At 70.9% G+C, this 8,546-nt stretch carries 11 protein-coding genes and 1 pseudogene; 5 read left to right on the forward strand and 7 right to left on the reverse strand.

The window, feature by feature from the left end:
* Nucleotides 1-33: 33 nt before the first annotated feature.
* Entirely contained in the window at nt 34-1,416 is a 1,383-nt protein-coding gene (locus ABT294_RS41380; protein ID WP_350811928.1) for an aspartate aminotransferase family protein, read from the reverse strand.
* A 231-nt stretch (nt 1,417-1,647) separates the two neighbouring features.
* On the opposite strand from ABT294_RS41380, the gene ABT294_RS41385 reads away from it, so the two are divergent.
* Nucleotides 1,648-3,003 carry a dipeptidase gene (locus tag ABT294_RS41385; RefSeq protein WP_350811929.1) on the forward strand — a complete coding sequence of 452 codons (1,356 nt, stop codon included), beginning with the start codon at nt 1,648-1,650 and terminating at the stop codon, nt 3,001-3,003.
* A gap of 73 nt (nt 3,004-3,076) precedes the next feature.
* On the opposite strand, the gene ABT294_RS41390 is transcribed toward ABT294_RS41385, so the two are convergent.
* The 6 genes from ABT294_RS41390 to ABT294_RS41415 form a co-directional block, all read right to left on the reverse strand.
* Nucleotides 3,077-3,400: an STAS domain-containing protein gene (locus ABT294_RS41390; RefSeq protein WP_350811930.1), complete on the reverse strand. Its 324-nt coding sequence runs from the start codon at nt 3,398-3,400 to the stop codon at nt 3,077-3,079.
* Nucleotides 3,401-3,506: 106 nt separating this feature from the next.
* Entirely contained in the window at nt 3,507-4,073 is a 567-nt protein-coding gene (locus tag ABT294_RS41395) for a DUF5994 family protein (protein ID WP_350811931.1), read from the reverse strand.
* A 221-nt stretch (nt 4,074-4,294) separates the two neighbouring features.
* Nucleotides 4,295-4,837, reverse strand: a complete 543-nt coding sequence (locus ABT294_RS41400) for a TetR/AcrR family transcriptional regulator (protein WP_350811932.1) — start codon at nt 4,835-4,837, stop codon at nt 4,295-4,297.
* Between the two features lie 31 nt (nt 4,838-4,868).
* A complete protein-coding gene (locus ABT294_RS41405; RefSeq protein WP_350811933.1) occupies nt 4,869-5,093 on the reverse strand; it encodes a hypothetical protein in 225 nt (74 codons plus the stop codon).
* A 22-nt stretch (nt 5,094-5,115) separates the two neighbouring features.
* Entirely contained in the window at nt 5,116-5,703 is a 588-nt protein-coding gene (locus ABT294_RS41410) for an ArsR/SmtB family transcription factor (RefSeq protein ID WP_350811934.1), read from the reverse strand.
* Nucleotides 5,663-6,115, reverse strand: a complete 453-nt coding sequence (locus ABT294_RS41415; protein WP_350811940.1) for a winged helix-turn-helix transcriptional regulator — start codon at nt 6,113-6,115, stop codon at nt 5,663-5,665. Before ABT294_RS41415 ends, ABT294_RS41410 begins: the two co-directional genes overlap by 41 nt.
* A gap of 96 nt (nt 6,116-6,211) precedes the next feature.
* Between ABT294_RS41415 and ABT294_RS41420 the strand changes: the two genes are divergently transcribed.
* The 4 genes and pseudogenes from ABT294_RS41420 to ABT294_RS41435 all read left to right on the forward strand — a co-directional run.
* Nucleotides 6,212-6,850, forward strand: a complete 639-nt coding sequence (locus ABT294_RS41420) for an alpha/beta fold hydrolase (protein ID WP_350811935.1) — start codon at nt 6,212-6,214, stop codon at nt 6,848-6,850.
* Nucleotides 6,851-6,935: 85 nt separating this feature from the next.
* A complete protein-coding gene (locus ABT294_RS41425; RefSeq protein ID WP_350811936.1) occupies nt 6,936-7,502 on the forward strand; it encodes an ABC transporter ATP-binding protein in 567 nt (188 codons plus the stop codon).
* Nucleotides 7,503-7,507: 5 nt separating this feature from the next.
* Complete coding sequence (locus ABT294_RS41430; RefSeq protein WP_350811937.1) at nt 7,508-8,485, forward strand: YhgE/Pip family protein; 978 nt, start codon at nt 7,508-7,510, stop codon at nt 8,483-8,485.
* Nucleotides 8,458-8,546, forward strand: a pseudogene (locus tag ABT294_RS41435) (hypothetical protein); the annotation flags it as partial. The gene ABT294_RS41430 and the pseudogene ABT294_RS41435, both read left to right, overlap by 28 nt.

Raw genomic sequence — 8,546 nt, forward strand, 5'->3', positions numbered from 1 at the left:
GCACGGCGGGTCGCCGTGCCGGATGGGAGGTGTTTAGAGGCGAGCCCACGCTTCGGTGAGCACGTTGCGGAGGATCGACCCGATCTCGTCGAACTCCTTCGGACCGGCGATCAGCGGGGGCGCGAGCTGGATGACGGGGTCGCCACGGTCGTCGGCGCGGCAGTAGAGGCCCGCGTCGAACAACGCCTTCGACAGGAAGCCGCGCAGCAGCCGCTCGGACTCCTCGGCGTCGAACGTCTCCTTGGTGGCCTTGTCCTTGACCAGCTCGATGCCCCAGAAGTAGCCGGACCCCCGGACGTCGCCGACGATCGGCAGGTCGCGCAGGCCGTCCAGGGTGGCCTGGAAGAGCGGCTCGTTCTTGGTGACGTGGCCGAGCAGGTCCTCGCGCTCGAAGATGTCCAGGTTGGCCAGGGCGACGGCCGCGGAGACGGGGTGGCCGCCGAAGGTGTAGCCGTGGGCGAACATGTTGTCGCCGTCCTTGAACGGCTCGAACAGCCGCTCGTGCGCGATCATCGCGCCGATCGGGGAGTAGCCGCTGGTCAGCCCCTTCGCGCAGGTGATGATGTCGGGGACGTAGTCGAACTTCTGGCCGCCGAACATGGTGCCGAGACGGCCGAAGGCGCAGATGACCTCGTCCGAGACGAGCAGCACGTCGTACTCGTCGCAGATCTCGCGCAGCCGCTGCCAGTAGCCGGGAGGCGGCGGGAAGCAGCCGCCCGCGTTCTGCACGGGCTCGGCGAAGACGGCGGCCACCGTGTCGGGGCCCTCCATCTCGATGGCGCGGGCGACGCGTTCTGCGGCCCAGATGCCGTACTCCTCGGGCGTCATGCCCTTGACGCCGGTGATCTCGTCGGCGCGGTAGTGGTTGGTGTTCGGCACCCGGACGGAGCCCGGCACGAGCGGCTCGAACATCTGCTTGAACGCGGGGATGCCGGTGATCGACAGGGCGCCCTGCGGGGTGCCGTGGTAGGCGATCTGGCGGCTGATGACCTTGTGCTTGAGGGGCTTGCCGACGAGCTTGTAGTACTGCTTGGCCAGCTTCCAGGCGGTCTCGACCGCCTCGCCGCCGCCGGTGGTGAAGAAGACGCGGTTCAGCTCGCCAGGGGCCTGCTCGGCCAGGCGCTGGGCCAGCTCGGCGGCCTTCGGGTGCGCGTAGGACCAGAGCGGGAAGAAGGCCAGCTCCTGGGCCTGCTTGGCGGCGGCTTCGGCCAGCTCGTGGCGTCCGTGGCCCACCTGGACCACGAAGAGCCCGGCCAGGCCGTCGAGGTAGCGCTTGCCGTGGATGTCGTAGATGTACGACCCCTCACCGCGGACGATGGTCGGGATCTCGGTCTGCTGATAGGCGCTGTGCCTGGTGAAGTGCAACCACAGGTTGTCCTGAGCGGCCTTCAGGACGTCTTTTTCCGGCTGCGTCATGGTTATCTTCCCTCGTGTCTGAGCTTCCCACAGTCTCCCTGTTCACCTGCGGTTTGCCAAGGGAAAGCGTCGCAACACTATGCAAGAAATCCGAGATCCGCAGAAGCGCTATGTAAGCGCTACGAAATCCGCAGGTAGATTAGCCCGCGGGTCAAGGGGTTTCCAGCAACGCGGAACCGTCTGTGATCCAATGAGACGTTAACTATCGAGAACGACCCGGGGGACCGTCCCGTGACTCCTGACCAGATCGAGAGCGCAGTCGCAGCCGCGATGCCTCAGGCCGTCGAGGAACTGAAGCGGCTTGCCGCCATTCCCTCGGTGGCCTTCCCCGGGCATCCCGAGGAGCCCGTCTACGCCGCCGCCGCCGCGACCGAGGAGCTGCTGCGCAGCACCGGGCTCGCGCGCGTCCAGCAGATCCCCGTCGACGGCAGCTTCCCCGCCGTGTACGGCGAGTCGCCCGCCCCGCCCGGGATGCCCACCGTGTTGCTGTACGCCCACTACGACGTCCAGCCCGCCGGTGACCCCGCCGCCTGGCGCACCCCGCCCTTCGAGCCCACCCTGATCGACGGCCAGCTCTACGGCAGGGGCACCGCCGACGACAAGTCGGGCGTCATCTCCCACGTCACCGCGCTGCGTACGTTCCAGGGCCGCTTCCCCATCGGCATCAAGGTCATCATCGAGGGCCAGGAGGAGTACGCGGGCGAGCGCCTGGAGGCGTTCGTCGAGCGCAACCCCGACCTGCTGCGGGCCGACGCCATCGTGGTGGCCGACTGCGGCAACCCGCGTGTCGGCGACCCGGCCGTCACCACGTCCCTGCGCGGCATGGCGGCCTTCACCGTCGAGGTGCGCACGCTGCGCGAGCCGGTGCACAGCGGCTCCTTCGGCGGCGCCGCACCCGACGCGCTCGCTGCGCTCATGCGCATGCTGACCGCGCTGCACGACGACAACGGCGACATCCGCGTCCCCGGCCTGCCGAGGGGCGGCTTCCTCGGCCAGGGCCCGTCGGAGGAGGAGTTCCGCAAGACGGCGGGCGTCCTCGACGGCGTGTCGCTGGTGGGCTCGGGCTCGCTCGCCGACCGCCTGTGGTCCTCCTACGCGATCACGGTGACGGGCCTGGACGTGCCCACGGTCTCCGGCGCGATCAACGCCGTGCAGCCCGCGGCCAGGGCCAGGGTCACGGTCCGCGTCCCTCCGGCGGGCGACCCCAAGACCACGGTCGACGCGGTGGTGGACTTCCTGCGGCAGGTGGCGCCGTGGGGTGTGCAGGTGTCGTTCGGCGACTTCACCGTGGGCTCCGGCTTCCAGGCCGACTCGGGCGGCAAGGCCAGGTCGGCGCTCAACCGCGCCATGGAGCGCGCGTTCGGCCGCCCGCCGCGGGACGTGGGCGCGGGCGGCTCGATCCCCCTGGTCAGCACCCTGCTCAAGCAGTTCCCCGCGGCGGAGATCCTGCTGTTCGGCGCGGAGGACGAGGACGCGGCCATCCACGCGCCCAACGAGCGGGTGAACCTGGAGGAACTCCGCAAGACCGCCACCACGGAGGCCCTCTTCCTCCACGAACTCGGCCTGCCCTCAGCCCTCGGCATCTGAGGCACTCACCGCGCCCCTTTCTCCCTCCCTGCCAGGCCGAAAGGGGCCGCCGGGCTTGACGGCGCGTCCGGGCTCACACCGTGATCGGGAGGCTGCGGTCCAGGCCGGTCATGTGCAGCAGCCTGATCATGAACGGGCGGGGCGCGGCCAGGGCCAGCGTGATGCCCTGCGCTCGGGCGCGGTGCTGGACACCGACCAGGACGGCCAGGCCGGAGGCGTCACAGAACGACACCTCGGACAGGTCGAGGATGAACGTGCTGGTGCTGGAGCGCAGCAAGTCCAGCAGGCTCTGGCGCAGCGCCTTGGTGCTGAAGATGTCGATCTCTCCCGAGAGGTAGACGGTGGTCGGAGCGGACGGATCGGCCCTGCCGAGCGGGTAGCCATCGGTGATAGTCATGAGGTTCTCCGATCGGAGAAAGAGTAGGAACGCGGCGCCTGCCGGCCGCCGGTCGGTCAACCGACCGGCCGACGGTGCGGGCACCGTGATCGCGTGACCGGCATGCTCAGCCGGCCGATGGAGCGGATGATCGCTGGTCGGCGAGGTGTCCGCCTTCGTTCTCCCAGTCAGCCCAGCCGTCCACGTCCGCCGGGCCGGCGGGTGAGGTGGCGGGCTGGTGCGCGCCGGTGAGGATGTCGGCCTCGCCGAGGCCGGCCGCGTCGTGGGTGGTGAGCGCGGCCGTGGCGGAGCCCTTGGCGGTGCCCGGCGGGATGACCAGCAGGACGATCGGCTTGGCGTCCGCGACGCTCAGGACGACCACGCGGGGATCGGTCTGGTGGAAGCAGCCGACCTGCACCTGACGCCCCCGTGCCGGAACGTGTCGCGGGATGTGCTCCCACGCGTCGCGATACATGCCCACGCTCAGCGTGGCCCGGCCGAGCCGCTGATCGACGGCGGCGATGAGTCCGGGCAGCTCGGCGGCGGCGTCACGGGAGTAGGGCCACCACACCCCGTCGACCACGGCCCGCCGATCCAGCGCGGGGCTCAGGCTGAGCCGGACCGCGGAGTCGATCACGGAGACCGCGGAGATGGCGCCCAGCGGCTTGAGTCGAGAAAGAATTGTCGGCGTCATGATCGCCTGGCCTACCCAGGCCCCGCAAGGAACCCAATGAATGGTCTATCGCCGCGGGCGACGCCGACCTGGGTGCCAACGCACGAAATGTCCTCGGTACTTTGAGTCTACTCCCCTCCACGACCGCTTCCGGAAGGCTGACGGTCGCCGGCGCTCCGGCGCTGACGGCGAGGATGCCTCGCTCGGAGAGAGCGCGGATCGACACGCGCGCCGAACAGGTTTCAGGATTCCGGGAGCAGACCGCGTCCGACGACGGCGAGCAGGCGGTCGGCCTGGTCACCGTCGGCGGTGGCCAGCGCGACGCCGTTGACGAGGGTCAGCAGGTCACGCACGTCGAGGTCCGCACGGACGGCACCCGCCCGCTGCGCCCGGTCAAGCAGCTCGGACGCGGTCGTCAGCATGGACTCGTGCCACGTGGAGAGCAGCGCCGAGCGCTCGGTGTCGCGGTCATGGGCGACGGCCAGGGCGAGGTCGCGCTTGGCGGCCACGTGCTCGACGAACAGGCGCAGCCACTCGTGCAGCGCGTCCTGCGGAGATTGCGCGCCGAGCAGGGCCGCGCCCGTGGCGCAGAGCTCGGCGACCTCGTCACGGTAGACGGCGATGATCAGGTCGCAGCGGGTCGGGAAGTGCCGGTACATGGTGGCGTTGCCGACCCCGGCGCGGCGGGCGACGTCGTCGAGCGGCGCGTCGGGGCCGCGCTCGGCGAAGATCTGCCTGGCGGCGGCCAGCAGCAGGTCGTAGTTGCGTTGGGCGTCCGCCCGCATGACACTCCTCGCCAAGTGGGGCTTTCCCCGGTCAGTCTAGTGAATGGACGAGCCTGAGCCCCGTCTCCACCAGCACCCAGCCCAGCCGCCGCCGGAGGGCGCGCACGGCCGGCATCTGGGTGACCGTCCTCTGAAGGGTGCGCACGGCCGGCGGCCGGCTCGCCGTCAGCCTCCTTGCCCGGCGCCACTCCGACGCCCTCCCCCGCAGTTCGCGGGCTCGGTCACGTTCGATCAGCAGGTACAGGTCGGGGTCCATGACAGTGTCTCCTTGGCTGCGGTCACGGCCGGAACGGGAAGCCGTACATGTGCACGGCGACGTTCTCGCGGCCCTCGGTGTCGGCTGCCTCGCGGGCGGCCCGGCCGTGCGCCTGCCACTTCGCGACGAGCGCCTCCGCCTCGCCCTTGAACTGGCCGAACTCGGAGGCGGTAAGCCAGATCAGCGACTCGGAGCCGAAGGCGGCATCACGCCACTCCTGCTCCCAGCCGTCCTGCGAGTCGAGGTAGTGCTCGTACATCTCGCCGCGCTGGCGGGCCGCCACCCGCGAGAGCGCCGTGTGGGCGGCGACACGCTCGGGGCTGTCGCGGAAGTCGCGATCTCGGGTGCTCACGCCTCTGTGGGCCAGCCGCCACCAGCGCTCGCGGGCGTCGCCACCGGGCCGGTCGGCCTCCTCGATGAGGCCGTGCGCGGCCAGTTTGCGCAGGTGGTAGCTGACCAGCGACACGGCCTCGTCGACCTGCTCGGCCAGCATCGAGGCCGTCGCCTCGCGGGCGACGTTCAGGGCTCGGTAGAGCCGCATGCGCAACGGGTGCCCCAGCGCCTTGAGCTCATCGAGATCGGTGATGCGGCGGTTCTTCTCGGCGGCCATGGCACCACCATAGATGCACAAGGAAATTTGCGCAATAAAAATTTCCTATCTCGGCCGGCGGTACCGAGTGTGGCTGTACGCCGAGCCGCAGCTCCACCCGGGCGTCGAAGCCCCGGGCGGCCTCCGCGTCGAAGGTCGACTTCAGGGCCAGGACGAGCGCGTCGACGCTCAGCGGGGCGTCCGACCGCAGCGGCGCGCGGCTCCCCCAGCGGGCCAGCGCGAGCACCACGGGCTCCAGTTCGAGGCCGCGGTCCGTCAGCTCGTAGACCCGGCTCGCGGCGGGCGGCGGGAGCCTGCGCCGCCGCACCACGCCCGACTCCTCCAGCTCGCGCAGGCGCTGCGCGAGCACGTTCTGGCTGGCGCCCGGCAGGCCGGAGCGCAGGTCGGTGAAGCGTTTGGGGCCGAGGAGCAGCTAGTTTAGGACCACATTCGATGAGTGAACTGCCACAGGCGACGTGCGCCGCTGGAGCACGAGGTCGCCCGGCGCCCTGGCGGGACGGAGCTGAGCGTGGCGACCTTCGTACTGATCCACGGCGGCGGCGGGAGCGCCTGGCACTGGCGGCTGGTCGAGCCAGAACTGCGCGCGCACGGCCATGACGTGGTGGCCGTGGACCTGCCTGTCGAGGACGAGTCGGCGGGGCTCGGCGACTACGCCGACGCGGTGGTCGAGGCCGTCGGCGACCGTCGCGACCTGGTCGTGGTGGCCCACTCCTGGGGCGGCTTCGTCGGCCCGCTCGTCTGCGACCGCGTCAAGGCCGATCTGCTGGTGCTGGTGACGGCCATGATCCCGGCTCCGGGCGAGCCGCCCGCCGACTGGTGGGGCAACACCGGTTTCAGCGCGCCCGCCATGGACGACACGGTGGCGGTCTTCATGCAGGACGTCCCGCCGGACCTGGCGGCCGAGGTGATGACGACGGGGCGCGAGCACGCCGAGAAGGCCCTGGGCGAACCGTGGCCGCTGGACAGGTGGCCGGACGTCCCCACGAAGTTCGTGCTCTGCCGCGACGACCGCTTCTTCACCCCCGCGTTCATGCGCGAGGTCGTCAGGGAGCGGCTCGGCGTCGTCCCCGACGAGATCGACGCCGGTCACTCCCCCATGCTGTCGCGCCCCGAAGAGCTGGCCGCCCTCCTGGAGAGCTACCTCTGACCACGTGACGAATCCCACCAAGCACTGACAACACGGCTGCGTTACTCTTTGTACTGACCGGTCAGTTCAAGAGAGGAAAGCTGTCGTGATCGTCGCCAAGGGCCTGTCGGTCGAGGGGGCCTACCCCGAGGTCTCGTTGGAGGCCGGACCGGGCACGCTCACGGTCGTCGCCGGCCCCGCGGGCAGCGGGCGGACCAGCCTGCTGCTCACGCTGGCCGGCCGGATGAAGCCCACCGCCGGCGCCCTGAAGGTCGCCGGGCACACCGCGCCGCGCGCCATCCGCAAGGCCGCGGCGCTGGCCCTGGTGGACGGGGTGACGGATCTCGACAGATCGCTGACCGTCAGGGAGCACCTGCGCGAGCGCAGGCGGGCGCCTCACCGGGGCGCGCTGAAGGCGGCCGGTCTCACCGTGGACGAGCGCACGCTGGTCCGGGAACTGGACCGCGAACAGCAGGTACGGCTGGGCGTCGCGCTCGCCCTGCTGGACGAGCCGAAGGTGATCGTCGCCGACAACGTCGACGCCGGCCTGCCGGACGACCGGCAGCAGGCGCTCTGGTCCGTGCTCGGCGACCTGGCCGCCGGCGGCGCGACCGTCGTGGCCTCCTGCGTGCAGGCTCCCACCCGCTACGACCACCTGGTGGAGTTGTCATGAAGGGCATGCTGCGTTCCCGCCTGACCAGGATGGCGTTGGCAGCGGTGATCCTGCTGCCGCTGCTGTACGCCGGGCTGTACCTGTGGTCGTTCTGGGACCCGCAGGGCAACCTGGACCGGCTCCCCGTCGCCCTGGTGATGGAGGACCGGCCCGCGACCGCCGGCGGCACGACCCTGCACGCCGGGCAGGACCTGGCCGCGGAGCTGCGCGACAGGAAGGTCTTCGACTGGCACGAGAGCACGCCCCAGCAGGCGGCCGACGGGGTCGGCGACGGCAGCTTCTACCTGGCGCTGACCGTCCCCGCCGACTTCAGCGCGCGGCTGACCTCGCCGTCCGACCAGGCGGGCACGCCCACGCCGGCGCAGCTCGGGCTGCGCCTCGACACCGGCCGCAGCTACATCATGGGCAGCATCTCCGACGCGGTCTTCAACGAGGTGCGGGCCGCGGCCGAGCGGACCGCCGTGCGCGGTTACTTCGACAAGGTCTTCATCTCGATCTCCGACATCCACGACAAGACGTCCGAGGCGGCCGACGGCGCCGGCAAGCTGCGTGACGGCGCTCTGCAGGTCGGCGACGGCGTCTCCCAGCTCAGCACCGGGCTCGGCACCGCCGAGAACGGCGCGCAGAAGCTCTCGGCGGGTCTGAACACCGCGAACACCGCGACGGGCAGGCTGCGCAACGGCTCCGCCCAGGTCACCAGCGGGATCACCCAGGCACAGCAGGCGATCGGGCAGCTCCGCGACGGGCTGAACAAGCTGGGCGACGGCACGGGGCAGCTCGCCGACGGCGCGCGGCAGGCGTCCAAGCAGGTGCACGCGCAGACCAGGACGGTGGACCGGCTCGCGGACCAGTACGTCCCGGTGCTGGACGAGTGGGGCCCCAAGGTGGCCGACGCCGCCGAGGCGGTGGCCGGCGCGGCCGACCAGGTCGCCGACGGGCTCGACGCCCACCCGGCCAGGTCGAGCCGTTCTTCCCTGACCTGAGCGACGAGCGTTACGAGACCGCCATCGCGCTGGTGCACTCGCGGTTCTCCACCAACACCTT

Source organism: Nonomuraea sp. NPDC000554 (genome assembly GCF_040300065.1).
Taxonomy (GTDB): Bacteria; Actinomycetota; Actinomycetes; order Streptosporangiales; family Streptosporangiaceae; genus Nonomuraea.

Coding starts and splice junctions, on each gene's coding strand:
- ABT294_RS41380 (WP_350811928.1), bottom strand. CDS start 1,416: ATGACGCAGCCGGAAAAAGACGTCCTGAAGGCCGCTCAGGACAACCTG.
- ABT294_RS41430 (WP_350811937.1), top strand. CDS start 7,508: ATGCTGCGTTCCCGCCTGACCAGGATGGCGTTGGCAGCGGTGATCCTG.
- ABT294_RS41405 (WP_350811933.1), bottom strand. CDS start 5,093: ATGGACCCCGACCTGTACCTGCTGATCGAACGTGACCGAGCCCGCGAA.
- ABT294_RS41395 (WP_350811931.1), bottom strand. CDS start 4,073: ATGACGCCGACAATTCTTTCTCGACTCAAGCCGCTGGGCGCCATCTCC.
- ABT294_RS41390 (WP_350811930.1), bottom strand. CDS start 3,400: ATGACTATCACCGATGGCTACCCGCTCGGCAGGGCCGATCCGTCCGCT.
- ABT294_RS41400 (WP_350811932.1), bottom strand. CDS start 4,837: ATGCGGGCGGACGCCCAACGCAACTACGACCTGCTGCTGGCCGCCGCC.
- ABT294_RS41410 (WP_350811934.1), bottom strand. CDS start 5,703: ATGGCCGCCGAGAAGAACCGCCGCATCACCGATCTCGATGAGCTCAAG.